The organism is Blautia sp. HCN-1074, assembly GCF_037890165.1.
Taxonomy (GTDB): domain Bacteria; phylum Bacillota; class Clostridia; order Lachnospirales; family Lachnospiraceae; genus Blautia_A.
Genome location: NZ_JBBKBP010000007.1, coordinates 121,336 through 141,783 on the forward strand (window position 1 = coordinate 121,336; position 20,448 = coordinate 141,783).

Below are 20,448 nucleotides of genomic sequence, written 5' to 3' on the forward strand. Positions count from 1 at the left end.
TAGATTATTGTGGGCATAAGACGATGCTTTCGCAGTTAGAAATTATTTACAGAAATTAATTTTAAAATACTTATTTGGTTCATACGGAGGATTTATATAATGAAAGAATTCGAATTAAAATATGGCTGTAACCCGAATCAGAAACCTGCAAAAATTTATATGGCAGACGGATCCGAGCTTCCGGTAAAGATCCTTTCCGGAAGACCGGGATATATCAATTTCCTAGATGCATTCAACGGCTGGCAGTTGGTATCCAATCTGAAGAAAGCGACAGGACTTCCTGCAGCTACATCTTTTAAACATGTATCTCCTGCAGGTGCTGCTGTAGGACTTCCTCTTACAGAGACTCTGGCAAAGATTTACTGGGTAAATGATATGGACTGGAAGAATTTTTCGCCATTAGCATGCGCTTATGCAAGAGCCCGCGGTGCTGATAGAATGTCCTCTTTTGGTGATTTTATTTCTCTTTCTGATGTGTGTGATAAAGATACAGCACTTCTGATCAAGAGAGAGGTATCCGATGGTGTGATCGCACCTGGATACACAGAAGAAGCTCTGGAGATTCTGAAACAGAAGAAAAAAGGAAACTATAATGTAATCCAGATCGATGAGAACTTTGTACCGGCTCCTCTGGAACACAAAGAAGTATTTGGTGTAACTTTCGAGCAGGGACGTCAGGAACTTGTGATTGATGATGCAATGCTTTCCAATATTGTGACAGAGAATAAAGAGCTTACAGAAGAAGCAAAACGTGATATGAAGATTTCCCTGATCATTCTGAAATATACACAGTCCAATTCCGTATGTTTCGTAAAAGATGGACAGGCAATCGGTGTAGGAGCAGGACAGCAGTCACGTGTACATTGTACAAGACTTGCAGGCCAGAAGGCGGACAACTGGTACCTTCGCCAGTGCCCGAAAGTGCTGAATCTGCCATTTAAAGATACAATTTCACGTGCGGAACGTGACAATGCCATTGATGTTTATATCGGTGATGAATATATGGATGTACTTGCTGACGGTATGTGGGAGAAAACTTTCACAGAGAAACCGGAAGTATTTACAAAGGAAGAGAAACGTGCATGGCTGGATCAGATGACTGATGTTACACTTGGATCTGATGCATTCTTCCCATTCAGTGATAATATTGAGCGTGCTCATAAGAGTGGCGTGAAGTATATTGCTGAGCCGGGTGGATCTGTGCGTGATGACGCTGTGATCGAGACTTGTAATAAATATGGAATGGTGATGAGCTTTACTGGTATCAGATTGTTCCATCACTAAGGTGCTGGTACTGGTATGGGGACGCGCAGGACATTATATGTTTTTGTCCGCGGTTTCGGAGCCTAAGAAAAACTAAGCGCCAGGAAATCTGCTAAAAACATGTAAAAAAATTTCAAACTCGCCGCAAATGCGGCTCAGACAGTGAAATTTTTTTACATAACGCAGATTTCCTGGCGCTAACTTTTTCTAAGACTCCTGCAAATGCGGGCAAAAACATATAATGTCCTGCGCTGGTTATGAGCAAGTAGCGAAGCGGATTGCGAATATACGCTTGCCCCAGGGATGTTAATCAAGGACATTGGCTATAGATGTTATTGGCGGATATGGGATTGCTATAATTATGGAAAGTCATAGAAGGGGACGAAAAAAGCATCAGCTCTAGCTGATGCTCTGAGAGCGATAGACGGGGCTCGAACCCGCGGTCTCGACCTTGGCAAGGTCGCGCGTTACCAACTACGCCACTATCGCATTTATTAAATTGTTTGCTAGGATATTTTCCTCAGCGACAAGATATATATTACTATAAAAAATATTATTTGTCAAATACTTTTTATTGATTTTGAGAATATTTTTTGAAAAAAGTTATGGCTGCTTCATATCGGGGAATAAAATTTGAATATTTCGTGAAGTCTTGGATGGGAAAATTGCAAAAGAGCAGGGGCTGTGCTATGATAATTGAATGTAAAGCAATAAAGGAGATGAAATTTGCTTATGAAAAAAAGACTGATGATGCTGGCTCTTTGTTCTGCACTTGCAGTTCCGACTACAGTATCAGCGGATATCCTTGATTATGAGGGTACGATTAATGCTTACAAGCAAGACAATAAGACTGCCCAGACTTTTGAGATTGACAATGGAAGCGGGGAGAAAGTAACTGCGGTTGCCAAGACAGATATAGTTTCGATATCTGTCAAGTCTACATATATAAGCTCCAATCCTGGTAAGGACGGAAAGAAATTAAAGAAAGTTTATCTTGGAACGAGCGTGGAACGTGTTGCTGTTTGTGATAATGGCTGGAGTAAGGTGACCTATGAATATAAGAATAAGAGCGGCGAACAGAAGATCAGCGGTTATGTGCAGACAAAAAATATCAATGACAGTGATCAGGTAAAGGCCGCGAAAGGAACTTTTACAGCATTAAAAGACAGCGATATTCTGGATTATCCAGGTAAGAAGGATGGGGAAGTGGTAGGTGAGATCATTCAGGAGGATGAGGTTAAACGACTTGCTACTGTCAATGATATATGGAGTCAGATTTCCTATAAGAATGATGAGGGAAAGAAAAAAATCGGCTATATACCAACCAGTGTGCTGGAGAATGTGACAGACACGAAAGAAAGCGAGGAAGAGACAAAAATCGCAGAGGTAGATGGACAGGAAGCGGGTGTCATCCATAAAAGCGAAGGCAAGGGAGTTTTTGCCGATGCGGTGGAAGGCGTGACTGCATCTAAAGGTGAATCTGTCAATGGCGTACAGATTGGTACCCCGGTGGCAGTGTCATCAGAGGCAACTTTGAAGCCATTAGGAACATTTAAGATTACACATTATTGTCCATGCAGCATTTGTTGTGGCCCATGGGCAAACGGCATTACAGCATCAGGTGTAACAGCTACAACAAATCATACGATTGCTGTAGATCCTTCGCAGATTCCATATGGTTCCAAAGTTGTAATCAATGGACAAGTCTATGTTGCTGAGGACTGTGGCGGTGCAATTAAGCAGAATTGTATCGATATTTATGTTGCTACTCACCAGGAGGGTGAAGATAAAGGCGTGTATTATACAGATGTATATTTGCTTCAGGAGTAGAAGTCAGTCGGATATTTGCAATCCGCTTCCACTACGTGGCTCTACACCGAATAACTGCTTATTGCTCTCTGCAATTGAAGCAGGGGACTTACTCGATTCGGTTAAAGTCTGATAAATGAGAGAATAATAAAATCCAGAAGAATCCAAATATGAAATGAAATAAATCATATTTGGGATTACTTCTGGACTTTTTTATGATTTCATAGAGAAAGCGTAACTGTTCAGTGCCTTTATAGTTACGAGAAAGTTCTATATTTTATGCGTTCTGAAGTGCCTGTTCGATGTCAGCAATAATATCATCTGCGTTTTCGATACCAACGGAGAGACGGATCATTCCCGGTGATACTCCGGCTTCTGCAAGCTGTTCATCATTCATCTGACGATGCGTGTGGCTTGCCGGATGAAGAATCATAGTCTTAGATGCCGCTACATGAGTAGCGATAGTAGCAAGTTTCAGACTGTCCATAAAACGGACGGCTGCTTCTCTGCCACCTGTTAATTCAAAGGAAATAACACCGCAGGTTCTGCCTCCGTTCATGTATTTCTGAGCCAGTGGATAATATTTGTCATCCGGAAGCCCTGCATAGTTTACGTGAGAGACTTTCTCGTGGGCATTCAGAAATTCTGCGATTTTCTGTGCATTATAGCAGTGACGTTCTACGCGAAGTGGCAATGTTTCCAGTCCAAGGTTCAGAAGGAAACAGTTTGTCGGAGATGGAATAGAGCCAAGGTCACGCATCAGCTGAGAGGTTGCCTTTGTGATATACGCTTTTTTTCCAAACTGTTTCGTGTAGATTACGCCATGATAAGATTCATCTGGTTCTGTCAGACCATGATATTTATGTCCATAAGCATCCCAGTCAAAGTTGCCGCTGTCAACGATAGCTCCGCCAACTTGTACAGCATGTCCGTCCATATATTTGGTGGTGGAATGAGTAACGATATCTGCACCCCATTCAAAAGGACGACAGTTAACAGGAGTAGCGAAGGTGTTGTCTACGATAAGCGGAACTTCATGCTCGTGAGCAACCTTTGCGAATTTCTCGATATCCAGAATAACCAGAGCAGGATTTGCGATTGTTTCTGCGAAAAGTACTTTGGTGTTAGGGCGGAAAGCAGCAGCAATTTCCTCAGCACTTGCATCTGTATCAACGAAAGTGCAGTCAATGCCGAGCTTTTTGAAAGTAACGGCAAGAAGATTGAATGTTCCTCCGTAAATAGTGGAAGCAGCTACGACATGATCACCTGCTTCGCAGATATTAAAGACCGCATAGAAATTAGCAGCCTGTCCGGAAGATGTAAGGATTGCGGCAACACCACCCTCCAGATCAGCGATTTTTGCAGCTACGGCATCGTTAGTCGGATTCTGAAGACGGGTGTAGAAATATCCTTCTGCCTTCAGGTCAAAAAGCTGTCCCATTTCATCAGTGGTATCATATTTGTAAGTGGTACTCTGATAAACCGGGAGTGCGCATGGTTCACCCTTGGATGGAGTGTAACCGGAATGGAGACATTTAGTCTCGAGTTTAAAGTCACTCATGAGTCTGGTTCCTTTCTTATGTTAAATTGCTTCAATAAAATGTTGTATTAATATTGGGAAAATGATGATATTGATACAAAATTTCATGATAGTCTTAGAAAATTATACCTCTGAAATTTGTAGAAGACAATATGAAAAGGGAAATAAAAAATCTAAAAAATGTAATAAAAAGATGCCCAGGCTTTTTCTGACCAGCAGTGAGTAAAAAATATAATAAAAAATGCCCAGGCTTTTTCTGACCAGCAGTGAGTAAAAAAATATAATAAAAAATGCCCAGGCTTTTTCTGACCAGCAGTGAGTAAAAAAATATAATAAAAAATGCCCAGAGCCGGAATCGAACCAGCGACACGAGGATTTTCAGTCCTCTGCTCTACCAACTGAGCTATCTGGGCATTTGGTTTGTGATTTATTGTTTATCACGAGGTTTATAATATCATATAGATTGTTTGAGTGCAAGCAAAATTTTTGATTTTTGCGAAAAAAGAGATAATAATGTTTCTATTTAAAAAGGGACGCTGCGAAAAATAGATGTGTCAGAAAACATCTATTTTTCGCAGCTGGTAATTGGAAAAGTGTAGAAATTTCCTGCCTTAAAAATGGACTGATGCCAGATGGAAAGGTAAAGCATTACCTTGCCATCTGATAAATTTTTTCCATGTCTTTCATGTTGAGTTGTTTGAATACACCGATGGTACGGGTGTCTTCGAAGCTACATTTGAAGGCGAGGTCGTGGATTTCCTGGTCGGTCAGGTCGAGGCCGAGTTCGTGGAGGCTGGTTGGCATTTCTACGGAGCGGAAGAAGTTTTCCATTGCTTCGATTCCGGCGAGGGCGGTTTCTTTGAAATCTGTTCCGCAGGGGATATAGAATACGTTTGTTGCGAATTGGGCGAAGCGTTCCGGGTTTACTTCGTAGACGTAGCGTGCCCAGCTTCCCCAGATGGCTGCGAGGCCTGCGCCGTGAGTGACATCATAGACTCCGCCGAGTTCATGTTCCAACTGGTGGCATGCCCAGTCACCACCGCCGGTTCCACATCCTGTGAGGCCGTTGTGAGAGAGGCTTCCGGCCCACATGATTTCGGCTCTGGCGCTGTAGTTGTCTGGTTCTTTCATGAGGATACGGGCGTTGTAAATGACAGTCTGCATCAGGGATTCGCTGATACTGTCAGTGATTTCCATGGTTTCAATGTTTACGAAATAGCGTTCCATGGTGTGCATAAGGATGTCTACACAGCCACTTTCAGTTTGATACTGCGGGAGAGTGTAGGTGAGGCGCGGGTTCAGGATGGCGAATTTCGGTCTGCAGTAATCTGTTTTTGCACAGCCTCTTTTTTCTTTTGTTTCTTCATTTGTAATGACACTGGAACTGCTCATCTCGCTTCCGGAGGCTGCAATGGTAAGGACTACACCGATAGGGAGACAGGCGGTTGGGGTTGCTTTTTTCAGACAGAAATCCCAGACGTCTGTTTCTGGATTTGCGACACCGTAGCCGATGGCTTTGGAGGAGTCGATTACACTTCCACCACCGACGGCAAGAATAAAGTCTACATTTTCTTTTTTACATAATTCGATTCCCTCGCGGACCTTGGAAAGGTGAGGATTTGGAACAACGCCTCCCAGAGTGACGTATTCAAGTCCGGCTTCTTCGAGATTGGCTTTCAGCTCATCGATAAGTCCGGAACGGACAGCACTCTGTCCACCGAAATGAATCAGCACTTTTTTTGCCCCATATTCTTTCAGCAGAGAACCTGCCTGAAGGTGGGTATCTTTGCCAAAGATGACACGGGTTGGTGTATAATATTCGAAATTTCTCATAATGTATGTTATGCCTCCTGAAATTTAGAAAAATTGATAATGGATTTAACCGAATCAAGTAAGTCCCCTGCTTCAATTGCGAAGAGCAATAAGCAGTGGGTGGGGACTTGCTTGTATCAGGAGGGGTACAAGCCCCTCCTGATAAACTGCGAGGCAGTTATTCGGTGTAGAGCCACGTAGCGGAAGCGGATTGCGAATATCCGATTGACTCATTTGCATGATGTTAAAGGTAAAGCTTTGCCTTTGGTATCATTATATCTTAATTAAAACAGATAATGGGGAAATAGTCAAAGAAATAATAAGAGTAGAACAGTAACGCGGAAAATATCTGGACAGAATCATCGCACTTGAAAATGAAGATTATGAGAAATTTAGCAGAGATAACAGTATCCTTGTATGGGTATAAATTTATAATATCTATAATTTTTTGCACAGTATCTATAATTTCCTTCACGCGAAAAAAGGAAAGACAGAAATTTATAGATTTTAGACAGATTATTTTATGGGCATTGTGCGAGGGGGATGCTATGATAAATACACTTAAATATACAAAGTGAACAAAAAAGGAGGAAAAAAGAAATGAAGAAAAGAATGTACAAGATTATGGCACTTGCCATGACAGCAGCTATGGTGGTACCTATGGCAGCTCAGACAACTGCATTTGCAGCTGACGACAAAGAAATTACTTACTGGAATATCGCGGTAGAAAGCCCGGACAAAGATATTGTTACTGCAGCAGTAGACAAGTTTAACAAAGAAACAAAGTCAGGCTATACTGTAAATCAGGTAGCCATCCAGAACGATACATACAAGGAAAAACTTGTTATCGCGATGAGCTCCGGTGAGTGTCCTGATATGTACTCAAGCTGGTCCGGTGGTCCGATGTATGAATATATTGATTCCGGATTTGCTCAGCCGATTGATGATCTTCTTGATCAGTCCGATGTTAAAGATAAACTTCTGGATGCAGCTATTGAACAGGGAAGCTACAACGGACATGTATATGCAATCCCATATCTGAATGTTTCTCTGGCAGGTATCTTCTACAACAAAGATATGTTTGAACAGTACGGACTTGAAGAACCGAAGACATTAGCTGATCTGGAAAATATCTGTGCAACATTAAAAGAAAACGGAATTACACCTTTTGCACTTGCTAATGCTTCCAAATGGACAGGTTCCATGTACTTCATGTCTCTGGCAGCACGTTATGGCGGACTGGAACCATTCCAGAATGCAGTTGCAGGAACCGGTAAATTCACAGATGACTGCTTCATCAAAGCAGGTGAGAAGATTCAGGAGTGGGTTAACAACGGATACTTCCCGGATGGCGTAAACTCCTTAAGCGAAGATGACGGACAGGCAAAACAGTTAATGTATCAGGAGACAGCAGGTATGCTTCTCTGTGGCTCATGGTATACAGGAACATTCCAGACTGACAGTGAGGAATTCTATCAGAAGATCGGCTGGTTCCCATTCCCTGCAATTGATGATTCCGATGCTGATCCTACAATCCAGATCGGTACTGTAGGTGATCAGTTCATTTCCTTCAACTGTGAAGGTGATAAACTTGCAGCAGCATTTGAATGTGCAACAGATCATTTATCTGATGAAGTTGCAGACATTACATACTCTAACAACAAGATTGTTCCTGTAAAAGATGCAGGAGACCACATCAAAGACCCTGTTGTAAAGGAAATTTTTGATGCAGCTCAGGAAGCATCTTCTATCCAGTTGTGGTATGACCAGTATCTGCCAACATCTGTTGCATCTGCACATCTTGATGGCTTACAGGAAGTATTTGGTCTGACAAAGACTCCTCAGGAAGCACAGGAAGAAATGCAGAAAGCAATGGACGAATATTTAAGTACCAAATCTGATTCCGGCGCAGCAGATGATACTGCAGAAGAAGCTACAGATGATGCAGCAGCAGATGATGCTGAATAATCTTTAAAGGAAAGCAGGCATTCATTCTGACCTGAGTAAGGGTAGAAAAGAAGGGTTCTGCACATGCTGAAAGTGCAGAACCCTTTATCTTGAAAAACAATATGTGAGTACACAGAGCGTGCTTGAAAAATCATTTCAATGTCAAATTACATATCAGACAGCATGTCAGAAAATATATAAAAACCATCTCAGAAATATATCTCTAACATATTCCGAAAGCATTTTTCAAACATACTCTGGCATACGTTAGGTCAGATGATCAAATCTCAGAAAGTATTAAAAAGGAGGCACCAAAATGAATGAAAAAGGGATATCTCTGGTTCAGTTAAGACAGAGAAAAACACGTCAGACAGCAGCACTTTTTCTGGCACCTGTTATCATTTTATTAGTAGTATTTATCGCGTATCCGATTATTGATACATTTATTACAAGCGGATACCAGTGGAATGGTATTTCCGCAGACAAGAAGATGGTAGGACTTGCAAACTGGGCAAAACTGATCAAAGATACAAAATTCTGGATAGCATTTAAGAACAACGTTATTATCATGATCCTATCTATCATTATCCAGATTCCGTTAGGACTTGCAATGGCAACATTCCTTGACTTTGGCGGTAAGAAACTTACAATTTTCAAGGTTATCTGGTTTATTCCAATGCTTATGTCTTCTGTTGCAATTGGTTTCCTTTTCACATACGCACTTGCAACAAACGGAGGTATTGTCAGCACAATTTCCGGATGGTTCGGAGGGGGCAACATTGACCTTCTTGGTAATCCAAAATTAGCATTGATCACAGTTATTCTTATCATTGCATGGCAGTTTACACCATTCTACATGGTTTACTTTATGGCTGGTTATACAAACATCCCATATGATGTATTTGAAGCAGCAAGAATCGATGGTGCTACAAGAGGACAGTATTTCTGGAAGATTGCACTTCCACTTCTTATTCCGTCAATTAAGAGTGCAGCTATCCTTTCAATGGTTGGATCTCTGAAATACTTCGATCTGATCTATGTTATGACAGGTGGCGGTCCTGGTACTGCTACAGAGCTGATGGCAACCTATATGTACAAAGAATCATTCAAGAACTTTAACATGGGTTATGGCTCAGCCATTGCAGGAGGTATGTTTATCCTGATTACAATGGTATCTATGATTACTATGAAACTTATAAATGGAAAACAGGAGGATTAAGGGATGGACAGCTATAAGAAAAGTAGAAGAAAAAGCATCATAGCCTGGGTCATTGCTTTTGTTCTTGCTATCGGTGCAGCAATTGTATCATTTACACCTTTTATATTCATGGTGCTGAACTCATTCAAAGAGAAATTTGAGATGCTTACCAAGGGTGTATTCCAGCTTCCTGATCAACTGAACTGGTCCAATTACACTGAGGTACTTACAGGAGGGTTTGTAAATTACTTCAAGAACAGTGTGATCGTTCTTGCAATCTCCCTGATTCTGCTGCTGTTTATTTCAGCATGCGCTTCTTATCCTCTGGCAAGATTTAAGTTTAAAATGGCACAGCCGATTTATGCGATCATTGTAGCCTGTATGTCTATTCCTGTACATATTACATTGATCCCTGTATTCAAAATGTCAAAGTCAACAGGACTTTATGATACAATCTGGTCACTGGTCGGACCGTATGTCGCATTCGCAGTTCCGATTTCCGTATTTATCCTGACCAGCTTTATGAAAGAGATTCCGAGAGAAATCGAAGAATCTGCTGAAATTGACGGATGTGGAAAGATTCAGATGTTCTTCTCCATGATCCTGCCGCTTTCCAAACCCGGAATGGCGACACTGGCAATTTACAATGGTGTAAATATGTGGAATGAATTCTCATTTGTAAATACACTGACACAGTCTGCCCAGAATCGTACCCTGCCGTTGGCAATCTGGGAATTTCAGGGACAGTATTCTATGAATACACCAATGATCATGGCGGTTCTTACATTAACACTTTTACCAATGGTTATCATGTTTATTATTTTCCAGGATAAACTGGTAAAAGGTATGACTGCAGGTGCTGTAAAGGGTTGATTCTTTCTGCGAAATCTGTTGTATCCATTTACCATTGAACATGGTATGATATTGGGGAGATAAAATCACCCCCGATCATGTGGGTATATGTGAAATTATGTGACAGATGAGGAAAGACAACATGAACAAATGGAAAACAAAATTCAGCTACTGGAAATTTGATAAAAAAATACTTTTACTTGTGACCGTCAGTATTCTTATTGTAACGCTGACGGTTGCTGGTGTTTCTCTGACTTTTTCTATAGCATCGATGAAAGAGCAGTCTGTAGAACTTCTGCAGATGCAGAATAATACAGTTGCGGAATCTTTTAAGGGATCAATGGATTCATATAAAGAAATCGTATTGGGTACGATCATGGATGATTCTGTGCAGAATTACTGCAGGCAGGTGCAGAAAAATGAGCTGAAGACAGCAGACATTGATGCAGTTTACAGCAAGCTGGAGAATCTGAATAATATGTATGAGAGTCTGAACTTTGCTGCCATTGTCAGTTCGGATTATAAGAGTTACTACTACAGAGGAAAGGGTTCTTTATCAGTTACGCAGTTTGAAGAAGTGTATCCCCAGGCATATGAGAGATGCAAATATGCGCAGAAAGGAACGCTGAAAGTTTCCTATAACAATGATTATTATAAAGGGAACAGATATACGCTGAGTCTGTATTATCCATTATATGATACCAGAAAAGTATCTGATGCAAGAGGGCTTCTGTGCATGAATTTCGATGATCCGGCAGTACAGAGGATGCTGGCCGTGGGAGATTCTTCAGCAGAAACAAGAGTAGTTGACACAGGTGGAATGATACTGCTTTCGAATGATAAAGAGGAGACCGGCCGTTACGTAAATTACATAGATGAGATGGAAAAAGGGATACAGATATTTACCAAGAATGGGAATATGTATGTATGCCAGAAGATTAAGAACTGGAATTATTATGTAGTCAGTTCGATTTCTTTTTATAAACTGATGGAATCAGGATTCCATATAATGGTTGTTGTGATTCTGGTTCTGATCATAGTGCTGATCATAGTAAGCATTATTATAAGAGCACTGGTCAGGAAAATGTATCAGCCCCTTAATAAGGTAGTATCTAAGATGGATTATGTTGCAACAGGTTCCCTGAGAACAAGAATCAATGTTGACAATATGGGCGAGGATTTTGCCAAGCTTGCAATTGGTTTTAACTCTATGATGGATGAAATCGAGGTGTTGATGGAACAGGTAAAACTGGAACAGCATCAGCTGGAGCAGATCCGTTTTAATGCCCTTCAGTCGCAGATCCAGCCACATTTTCTTTATAATACACTGGAATGTATCCACTGGCAGGCGATTGCCGAAGGAAATAAAGAGATTTCCACAATGGTAAAGGCGCTGGCGAAATATTACAGGATCTGTCTCAGCAAAGGGCATGATGTGATCACGATCAGAGAAGAAGTAGAGCACATCAGGAATTATATGATTATCCAGAACATGAGATACGACAACATTATCGGAAGTGAGATTGTTGTAGAATCTCAGGTGGAAGAAAGCCTGATACCGAAGCTGACCCTGCAGCCACTGGTAGAGAATTCCATTTATCATGGAATGAAAGTAAAAGAGGGAAAAACAGGTACACTTTATCTTACAGCATATAAAAATGAGGATGAAGTTATCATAAAAGTATCAGATACAGGCACAGGAATGAGTCAGGAACAGATAGATGAAATGAATGAACAGCTCTCCAGATACGAGGATTCCTTTGGATATGGAGTGCGAAACGTAAACAAGAGGATTGAACTTCTTTTTGGGGCGGGATATGGTCTTAATTACCAGAAGAATGATTCGGGTGGAGTAACTGTCGTGATCCATCTGCCATATCAGACAGAAATCAAAAAGAACACAGCAGGAGGCGAGTGGACGTGTGTATAGAGTACTGATTGTTGATGACGAAAAGATGATACGCATGGGGATGAAAAATGCAATAGACTGGAAGAAACTGGGAGTAGATGACGTATTTACTGCTGCGTCAGGAAACGAAGCTTTGGAGATTCTTAAAGAAGAAGGTCCTGAAATTATGGTTACAGATATCCAGATGACAGAAATGACAGGACTGGAACTGATTAAAGCGGCCAGAGAATCAGTACCTGAACTGCGTGTGATCGTGCTTACAGGCTTTGATAATTTTGAGTATGCAAGAGAGAGCCTGCGGCTTCAGGTGCAGGATTTCTTCCTGAAACCGATTGATGAAGATGATCTTTTCAATGCGATAGAAAAGCAGATAAAAGAACTGAAAGAGCAGGAAAACAAAGAGCAGAATCAGGCCAGAGTGTGGCGCTCTCAAGGCTCTGTAGTGCAGATGAGACTGGAGCAGTGCATGAGAAATTTGGTGCATACAAAAGCAGATAAAGAGATGCAGTTGTATATTCTCCAGAAAGATTTTCAGTTTGATATTAAGCAGAAAATGAGCCTGATTCTTCTGGAACAGGGAATGTATACAGAACAGCAGAATGACGGAAAATTCCGTGCAATGACTGTTAAAAATGTCTGCATGAGCATGGTGGATTCCCAAAATAGAGGAATCACATTTGTAGATGATGACGGTACGATTGCGATTGTCTGTTTTGAAAAGGATGATGACGACAGCGTTCTGGAACAGATTGAAGAATTGTCGGATGTGCTGAAGGATGAATTTGAATATAAACCAAAGATTACGGTTGGAAGTGCTGTGCAAGGATTTGAAAATCTGGCAATTTCCTACAATGATGCCAGATATCTTCTGGAACATGAAAAAAAGAATATTCAGGACATTATACAGACGATGGGGGCTCAGAACAAGAAGAAAATCTTCTGGGAAATCTATGCAGAACTGCGAAATATCATGATTTCCAATATAGGAACTCCAGATTATGTACTAAAGGCATTTAATACCTTTACTAAGGCAACAGAATCCTATAATCTTTCCCCTTCTGCTGTGCGCAGATGTTGTTTTGAGATTGCCTCCGCTCTGATTTTTTCCTACATGGAAGAATCGTGTGAGGTAGAAGAAGGAAAGTTGGATGCACTCTCCAAGAGTCTGTCATCAGCAGGAAAAGAAGAGGCCTGTGAGATTACGAAAATGTTTATTGAGCAGCTCATTGAAAATGATGAAGAGGATGTACATTATACCATTTCCAATGCCAGACACTATATAGATGAGCATCTTGCAGAGGATATTTCGGTTTCCAGCATTGCGGAAAGTCTCTATATCACACCGAATTATTTCTCCAGATTATTTAAGCGGATTACAGGTGAAGGATGTAATGAATACATTGTCAGAAAGAGGATTGAAAAGGCGAAGAGCCTTCTGGAAACTACCAGCATCAAGACTGGAAAGATTGCTATGATGGTAGGATACAGAGATACGAATTATTTCTCACTGGCATTTAAGAAACATACAGGAAAATCTCCGACGAAATACAGAGAAGAAATGCAGAATACATAATGCAGGAGTAGCGGGCTGCGCTGAGGCTTTGTTAATACCTGCTGAATAATTATCAAATTATATAAACAGGAGGATCTGAAATGAAAGATCACAGAAAAGAAAGAGCAGAAGCAAGAAAAAAAGCAGAAAAACTGGTATCACAGATGACGCTTCTGGAGAAGGCTTCCCAGTTAAAATACGATGCTGCTCCCGTGAAAAGACTGGGTGTTCCGGCATACAATTACTGGAATGAAGCACTGCATGGAGTGGCCAGAGCAGGTGTGGCAACCATGTTCCCACAGGCAATTGCGATGGCTGCAGTATTTGACGATGAAGAGATGAAAAAAGTTGGCGATATCATTGCAACTGAGGGAAGAGCAAAATACAATGCATATTCTGCAAAAGAAGACAGAGATATTTACAAGGGTCTTACTTTCTGGTCCCCCAATGTAAACATTTTCAGAGATCCGAGATGGGGCAGAGGGCATGAAACCTATGGTGAGGATCCATATCTGACGTCCAGACTTGGCGTGAAATTTGTAGAAGGAATCCAGGGTGACGGACCTGTAATGAAAGCGGCAGCATGTGCAAAGCATTATGCAGTGCACAGCGGTCCGGAATCGCTCAGACATGAATTTGATGCACAGGCAAGCATGAAGGATATGTGGGAAACATATCTTCCGGCTTTTGAAGCGCTTGTAACAGAAGCGGATGTTGAGGCTGTAATGGGTGCTTATAACAGGACAAACGGAGAACCCTGCTGTGCACATAAATATCTTATGGAAGATGTCCTGAGAGGAAAATGGAAATTCGAAGGTCATTATACTTCTGACTGCTGGGCAATCCGTGACTTTCATGAACATCACATGGTAACTTCCACACCAAGACAGTCCGCTGCTATGGCATTAAATGCAGGATGTGACCTGAACTGTGGAAATACATATCTTCATATGATGGGAGCTTATCAGGATGGACTGGTAACAGAAGAGAAAATTACAGAATCCGCAGTAAGACTGCTGACAACCAGATACCTGCTGGGCTTGTTTGACGGAAGTGAATATGATAAGATACCGTATAGTGTGGTAGAGTGCAAAGAGCACATTGATGAAGCTCTTAAGATGGCAAGAAAGAGCTGCGTACTTCTGAAGAATGATGGAGTTCTTCCGATTGATAAAACAAAAGTAAATACTATTGGTGTCATCGGCCCGAATGCAGATAGCCGTGCAGCTCTTATTGGAAATTATCATGGAACATCTTCAGAATATATTACTGTTCTTGAAGGAATCCGTGAAGAAGCAGGTGACGATGTAAGGATCCTTTACTCTCAGGGATGTGATTTATATAAAGACAAAGTTGAAAATCTGGCATGGGATCAGGACAGAATTTCTGAGGCAGTAATTACAGCGGAAAACAGCGATGTAGTCATACTCTGCGTAGGTCTTAATGAGACTCTGGAGGGAGAAGAAGGAGATACCGGAAACAGTGATGCATCCGGGGACAAAGTTGATCTTCATCTTCCGAAAGTACAGGAAGAATTGATCGAGAAAGTAACAGCAGTAGGAAAACCTACCATCGTAGTTCTGATGGCAGGAAGTGCGATTGACCTGAATTATGCGCAGGATAACTGTAATGGAATCCTTCTTGCATGGTATCCGGGAGCAAGAGGCGGACGTGCAATAGCAGATCTTCTTTTCGGAAAAGAATCTCCGTCAGGAAAACTTCCGGTTACCTTTTATAAAGACCTGGAAGGAATGCCGGAATTCACAGATTACTCTATGAAAAACAGAACTTACCGTTATATGGAAAAAGAGGCACTTTATCCATTTGGATACGGGCTTACATACAGTGATACCTGCGTAACAGAAGCAGAGGTTGTCGGTGAAGTATCAGCAGAGTCCGATATCGTGTTAAAAGCAACTGTTAAGAACAATGGAACAGTAGATACAGATGAAGTTGTTCAGGTGTATATCAAAGACCTTGATTCTCCGCTTGCAGTTCGTAACTACAGTCTCTGCGGATTTAAGAGAGTATCTCTGAAAGCGGGAGAAGAGAAATCTGTAGAATTTACAATTTCTAATAAAGCAATGAATATAGTTGATGAAGATGGAAATCGTTACATCGCAGGAAAACATTTCCGTTTATTTGCAGGAGTATCCCAGCCGGATACAAGAAGTGCAGAACTGACAGGACATAAGCCTGCTGAGATAGAAATTGCACTTTAACCGAACGGAGTAAGTCTTCTGTTTTAATTGTGAAAAGTAACATAAAATAAAAACCATATTATATATGGACAGGAGGAACACAGACATGAAAAACAAAATTAAAAAAATATTACTTCTTGGAATGACAGCCATGTTTACTGCCGGTGCAGCAGGCACAGCAGTTATATCCTGTCCTGTATGGGCAGATGAAGCAGAACAAAACTCTGAGACTGCAGAAGAGCCAAAAGCAGAAGATGCAGCTGTGGAAGAAGAAATTGCTGATCAGACAGATGATAAAACAGAAAATACAGATTTAAAAACTGTAGAACATCCAAGAATGTCTGTCTATTCCATCCGCAGATTCTCCATTGTAAAGGACGGCGAAGAAGTATTTCAGATCAAACAGGAACCGGCAGATTATAAGATGGATTTCGACTATTGGGAAATTACCAATCCGTATGATGAGACTGCAACAGTAAACACAGAGAATATGTATGAAATGTTTGGAGTGCTGGCTGCTTTTGATCTCAGCAACGGCGTCGATGCAGCAAATACAGATACCGGATTGGATAATACAAAGACATATTTTACAGTAGATTTTGTAAATACAGTTAACGATGACACAGCAAAAGAAACGCAGGATGCAGATGCAACAGCAACGATCCTTATTGGAAATAAAGATGAGAATGGTGACTATTATGCATGTGTAAAAGGATACGAAGAGGCTGTTTATATGCTTTCAAAAGAGTCGGTGAACAGTCTTCTGGAGCTGAAACCGTTTAATTTGATCCTGAAGATTCCGGCATTGGTAAATATTGATACACTTGACAGTGTGGATATGAGCATTGGAAAGAAAACCTATACCATGAAGCTGGATGGCAGCGATTATAAATTTGGAAAGAAAACTGTAAAGAAGGAGAAATTTACTGAATTGTATCAGGCGCTTCAAAGTATAATGCTTGATTCGGAAGTTGAAGAAACAAAAGATGCAGCAGATAAGGAAGAAGTGCTGACTGTAACATTCCACAGAAACACAGAAGAAGCTCCGGAAGTAACTTTGAAATATTATACATATGATGATACTTATGATAGTCTGGAAATCAATGGAACCGAGAGATTTCTTGTAAAAGCGGAAGATGTGGATGCACTGGTAAAACAGATTAAAAAAGCGTTTTAATCGAATAAATTGTGGAACAGTTATTTGGTTACGGGTAAGTGGAGAAGCGGATGATTTTATCTGATTGATTAAAGAGATATAGATATTGCAAACAGTAAAAACGGATTGCGAAGTTCACGTTGAACGGCAATCCGTTTTTGCGTTATATTTTAAATTTTTTATGGATTTGTTAATTGTAAACAGTGATTATTCTCCCTGATAGTTGAACCAGTCAAAGTCAGCATAATTAGTACTTGGCTGATGGTTGGAACTTGTATACATACCGATGTATGTTCCGGTAAATCCGTTATTTACTACAGAACTTAACAGAGAAGCATCCAGCCCTCTGACAAGCGGGAGCATTTCCTGATCTGTGTATCCGTAATAGAAGTCATAATCAGTAGTATTACCCTGAACACTGAGGTAGAGGCGTTTTACATCTTTGATCTCAGTTTCTGCAAGCAAAGATTTTGTACCATTTTCTGTTTGGTAAGCCTGAAGGAATGGCTTTCCGTCTTTCTGAACTAATACCATAAGATAATGGAAACGGTCATCCTGTACAAGAGCAATTCCGGCCTCTTCATTCTCGTTTGCAGGAGTAAATTCCATAGCTGTTTTTGCCAGGAATACTTTGTGACGCTGTCTGCGTCCTATGAAAGAAGGAAGACATATTTCGTTCAGAACTTCTTTTCTTGTATACAGACGCAGATATCCGAAGCGGTCTGTCAGAGAATAAATTTGTTTAACTGGCGGATGAATGGTATTCCACTGCATCTGCAGAGTATCACATTCGAAGTTATCAGATTCAGGCATTAATGGATAAATGGTCTTAGGTAGATCCGGAAGACGGTCTTCTGTCTGGACAAGTCCTGTTTCGTTATCAACCATAGGCCATCCGTCCTCGGCCCATATAATTGGAACCATAAAGGTCTCGCGGCCAAGATTATAATGTCCTCCTTCATATGGACGCACAGCCAGAAGGACCATCCACCATTCACCATTCTGAGTTTCTACGATATCAGCATGTCCTGTAACAGAAATCGGGTTCAACAGAGGCATGTGTCTGTGACTAACAATCGGATTTCTCGGGCAGATTTCGTAATTTCCCTGAATTGTACGGCAGCGGGCCATCTGTACACTGTGATTTACGAAAGTACCACCCTCTGCAACAAGGAGATAATACCATCCGTCCTTCTTGTAAATATGCGGAGCCTCAATCCATTTACTGCGTGTTTTTACACCATCCCAGATAATGTAACGAGGTCCCTTGAACTGGAAGGTTTCCGGATCAAGCTCGTTCAGATAGATACCATGATGTCCTTCATAAAGGCAGTCAGGACTGATGTAGTTGCCTACATACCACAGAGAACCGTCATCATCAAAGAAAAGACTGGAGTCGATGCCGTCTGCACCTTTTACAACAATCGGATTACTCCACGGGCCGGCAGGATTTTTTGCTGTAATAATATAATTGTCACGGTCTGCTTCACGTCCTGCAGATACGAAAGTGTTAATGATGTAATAAGTTCCGTTATGATAACGGATACTTGGTGCCCATAATCCTTCAGAAGTTTCGCAGTTTTTATAGTCAAGCTGCTCAGGTCTGTGGATTCCATGACCAACCTGTTCCCAGTGAACCAGATCCTTACTGTGGAAAATCGGCAGTCCCGGATAATAAATGAATGAAGAAGTAACCATATAATAATCATCTCCTACTCGGCAGATAGAAGGGTCAGGATAAAAACCGGGAAGAAGCGGATTGTGATATGTATTTTGAAGCATAAAAAGAACCTCCTTAAAAAAACTATAATCATTTTAACTATAGGGCAAAATTATAAGAAGTAAAATAGAAATAAGTTTCTATCTGATGGAAAAAACAGCACAGTTTTTGCTGTTTAACCGAATCAAGTAAGTCCCCTGCGGAGGTTACAAAAAGCAATAAGCAGTGGGTGGGGACCTTAACCAAATTATACCAAAATTATCCAAATAAAATCATGGATTTTTTTCAGAAAACGTAGTATAGTAACAATAGCTGATAATAAGTTACTGAGAACAGAGTGAACAGTAACGATGATATATCACAGTATATTGAAAACAATAACAGAGAGCAGGTGACAGAATTTGGAAAAAGTGATAATCATAGGTGCCGGACCTGCAGGAATTTCCGCTGCGCTTTATGCAGTTCGTGGAAATCTGGATCCCCTGGTGATCAATAATGGGATTGGTGCTTTGGAAAAAGCAGAGAAAATAGAAAACTATTATGGACTGGAACATCCGCTGTCCGGTCAGGAATTATATGATACAGGAATCGCTCAGGCGAAAGCACTGGGCGTACGAATATTGGATGCACAGGTTCTGGGAGTCGGCGGGTTTGATACTTTTGTGGTAAAAACTACAGAAGGTGAATTCGAGACTCAGAGTCTGATTCTTGCAACAGGAAGTAAGCGCGCTGCACCGAAGATCCCGGGTGTTAAAGAATTTGAGGGAAAAGGTGTCAGCTACTGTGCAATCTGCGATGCTTTCTTTTACAGAGGCAAGGATGTAGCAGTTCTTGGAAACGGTGATTTCGCCATGCATGAAGCAAAGGAATTGTCTAATACTGCTTCTACAGTAACCATTTATACAAACGGTGAAGAACCGGAATTTACACCTGAAGAAAATATCAGTGTAAACACAATGAAGATCCAGTCTGTAGAGGGCGATGATTTAGTATCCGGAATCCGTCTTGAACCTGATGTGCAGGCAGAGGAAATAAAGGCAGAAGCAGGTCAGCAGGCAAATGATTTCTGTCCTGCAGAGGGTGTATTTATTGCAATGGGAACTGCAGGCAGTACTGAGATTGCCCGCCAGATGGGAGCTGAACTTACGGAAAAAGGCAACATTAAAGTTAATGAAAATATGGAAACAACCATCCCGGGACTCTATGCGGCAGGTGACTGTACAGGTGGACTTCTTCAGGTGGCGAAAGCTGTCTATGAGGGAGCACAGGCTGGTATTAATGCAGGAAAGTATGTAAGAGCTTTAAAATAAAAACTGAAAATTTAACCGAATCAAGTAAGTCCCCTGCTTCAATTGCGAAGAGTAATAAGCAGCGGGTGGGGACTTACTTGTATCAGGAGGGGTACAAGCCCCTCCTGATAAACTGCGAAGCAGTTATTCGGTTATGAGCAAGTAGCGAAAGCGGATTGCGAATATCCGATTGACCAGAG

13 protein-coding genes and 2 tRNA genes are annotated in these 20,448 nt (G+C 41.2%); 10 read left to right on the plus strand and 5 right to left on the minus strand.

Features of this window, described 5'->3' with window-relative positions; translation table 11 throughout:
• Positions 1-99 precede the first annotated feature (99 nt).
• Entirely contained in the window at positions 100-1,284 is a 1,185-nt protein-coding gene (locus WKT11_RS08345) for a phosphoribosylaminoimidazolecarboxamide formyltransferase (protein WP_340283741.1), read from the plus strand.
• Between the two features lie 395 nt (positions 1,285-1,679).
• Here WKT11_RS08345 and WKT11_RS08350 read toward each other — a convergent pair.
• Positions 1,680-1,752: transfer RNA gene (locus tag WKT11_RS08350), tRNA-Gly, on the minus strand.
• Positions 1,753-1,995: 243 nt separating this feature from the next.
• Between WKT11_RS08350 and WKT11_RS08355 the strand changes: the two genes are divergently transcribed.
• The gene (locus WKT11_RS08355) at positions 1,996-3,093 is read left to right on the plus strand and encodes a 3D domain-containing protein (RefSeq protein ID WP_117844480.1); all 1,098 of its coding nucleotides are present in this window, start codon (positions 1,996-1,998) and stop codon (positions 3,091-3,093) included.
• 256 nt (positions 3,094-3,349) lie between these two features.
• Here the strand turns inward: WKT11_RS08355 and WKT11_RS08360 are convergent, their stop codons facing one another.
• From WKT11_RS08360 to WKT11_RS08370, 3 genes are all read right to left on the minus strand, one after another.
• Positions 3,350-4,633, minus strand: coding sequence for an O-acetylhomoserine aminocarboxypropyltransferase/cysteine synthase family protein (locus WKT11_RS08360; protein WP_117675832.1), 1,284 nt, complete (start codon positions 4,631-4,633; stop codon positions 3,350-3,352).
• 319 nt (positions 4,634-4,952) lie between these two features.
• Positions 4,953-5,025: transfer RNA gene (locus tag WKT11_RS08365), tRNA-Phe, on the minus strand.
• Positions 5,026-5,260: 235 nt separating this feature from the next.
• Entirely contained in the window at positions 5,261-6,445 is a 1,185-nt protein-coding gene (locus WKT11_RS08370; protein ID WP_118629074.1) for an iron-containing alcohol dehydrogenase, read from the minus strand.
• A 579-nt stretch (positions 6,446-7,024) separates the two neighbouring features.
• On the opposite strand from WKT11_RS08370, the gene WKT11_RS08375 reads away from it, so the two are divergent.
• The 7 genes from WKT11_RS08375 (at position 7,025) to WKT11_RS08405 (ending at position 17,260) form a co-directional block, all read left to right on the plus strand.
• Entirely contained in the window at positions 7,025-8,392 is a 1,368-nt protein-coding gene (locus tag WKT11_RS08375) for an extracellular solute-binding protein (RefSeq protein WP_243118031.1), read from the plus strand.
• A gap of 295 nt (positions 8,393-8,687) precedes the next feature.
• Complete coding sequence (locus WKT11_RS08380) at positions 8,688-9,590, plus strand: carbohydrate ABC transporter permease (protein WP_118611330.1); 903 nt, start codon at positions 8,688-8,690, stop codon at positions 9,588-9,590.
• Positions 9,591-9,593: 3 nt separating this feature from the next.
• Positions 9,594-10,442, plus strand: a complete 849-nt coding sequence (locus tag WKT11_RS08385) for a carbohydrate ABC transporter permease (RefSeq protein WP_118629072.1) — start codon at positions 9,594-9,596, stop codon at positions 10,440-10,442.
• A gap of 121 nt (positions 10,443-10,563) precedes the next feature.
• Positions 10,564-12,351, plus strand: a complete 1,788-nt coding sequence (locus WKT11_RS08390; RefSeq protein ID WP_118629070.1) for a sensor histidine kinase — start codon at positions 10,564-10,566, stop codon at positions 12,349-12,351.
• Positions 12,344-13,903: a response regulator gene (locus tag WKT11_RS08395; protein WP_340283752.1), complete on the plus strand. Its 1,560-nt coding sequence runs from the start codon at positions 12,344-12,346 to the stop codon at positions 13,901-13,903. The genes WKT11_RS08390 and WKT11_RS08395 overlap by 8 nt, the downstream gene beginning before the upstream one ends.
• Positions 13,904-13,983: 80 nt before the next feature.
• Positions 13,984-16,104, plus strand: a complete 2,121-nt coding sequence (locus WKT11_RS08400; RefSeq protein WP_118629066.1) for a glycoside hydrolase family 3 C-terminal domain-containing protein — start codon at positions 13,984-13,986, stop codon at positions 16,102-16,104.
• Positions 16,105-16,189: 85 nt separating this feature from the next.
• Complete coding sequence (locus WKT11_RS08405) at positions 16,190-17,260, plus strand: hypothetical protein (protein WP_340283755.1); 1,071 nt, start codon at positions 16,190-16,192, stop codon at positions 17,258-17,260.
• Positions 17,261-17,446: 186 nt separating this feature from the next.
• Here the strand turns inward: WKT11_RS08405 and WKT11_RS08410 are convergent, their stop codons facing one another.
• Positions 17,447-19,021 carry a glycoside hydrolase family 43 protein gene (locus WKT11_RS08410; RefSeq protein WP_118629062.1) on the minus strand — a complete coding sequence of 525 codons (1,575 nt, stop codon included), beginning with the start codon at positions 19,019-19,021 and terminating at the stop codon, positions 17,447-17,449.
• Between the two features lie 339 nt (positions 19,022-19,360).
• On the opposite strand from WKT11_RS08410, the gene WKT11_RS08415 reads away from it, so the two are divergent.
• Positions 19,361-20,269, plus strand: a complete 909-nt coding sequence (locus WKT11_RS08415) for an NAD(P)/FAD-dependent oxidoreductase (RefSeq protein ID WP_118247221.1) — start codon at positions 19,361-19,363, stop codon at positions 20,267-20,269.
• Positions 20,270-20,448: the final 179 nt, after the last annotated feature.